At 70.4% G+C, this 675-nt stretch carries 1 protein-coding gene; it reads right to left on the reverse strand.

Annotated features, from left to right (window positions below; translation table 11 throughout):
• Nucleotides 1–675, reverse strand: a 675-nt coding sequence (locus tag GY812_17635) for a hypothetical protein (GenBank protein ID MCP4437303.1), incomplete at both ends; no start/stop codon positions are given.

Below are 675 nucleotides of genomic sequence, written 5' to 3' on the forward strand. Positions count from 1 at the left end.
CCGAAGTCCTCGTCGGTGAAGTGCAGCTTGTCGAACGCGGCGCCGATGCCGACGTACGGATGCACGTGGCCGACGCCATACGGCACCTCGAACAGCACCTGGGCCAGCCCACTGTCCTTCTGCCAGTGCTGGACGAGTCCGAACGCCTCCTGCGTCTGTTCGATGTGCCGGTAGGTGGCCTGCACGGCGACCGCGCGCCCGACCTGCAGGCCGACGGCGAGCTCCGGGTACAGGCCGGGAGGGGCCGCGCTGCCCACGAAGCTGCGCGGGTCGCTCGACCGGTCGGTGATGGTGCCGATGGTCCGGGCGCCACCCACCCCGACGAGCACGTAGGGCTGGAGCTCCTTGGGGGACCGCAGTGACGGCTCGGTGGTACCGAAGAACCGGGACAGGCCGATGTGGACCGCCACGGGGCTCGGCCCGTAGATCGTCCCGCTGCTGCCGAAGAAGCTCTGACTGAAGTTCTCCCGGCCGATCGGGTAGCGGGTGCTCGCGAACGGGATCCACCCGATGCTCCCGGTCACGAGCCAGTCGTCGCGGCGCACGGCCATCCCGATCCCGTGCTCGAGCCGCGGCTGGCTGAACGTCGGTCCGCCCTGGCTGCGGTAGCTGACCGGCGCGACGCCGACCGTCAGGAACGGCGCAGTGCCGCCCTCTCGGAGCTTCCTCAGGTAG

It is taken from the genome of Actinomycetes bacterium, from assembly GCA_024222295.1.
Classification (GTDB): Bacteria; Actinomycetota; Acidimicrobiia; order Acidimicrobiales; family Microtrichaceae; genus JAAEPF01.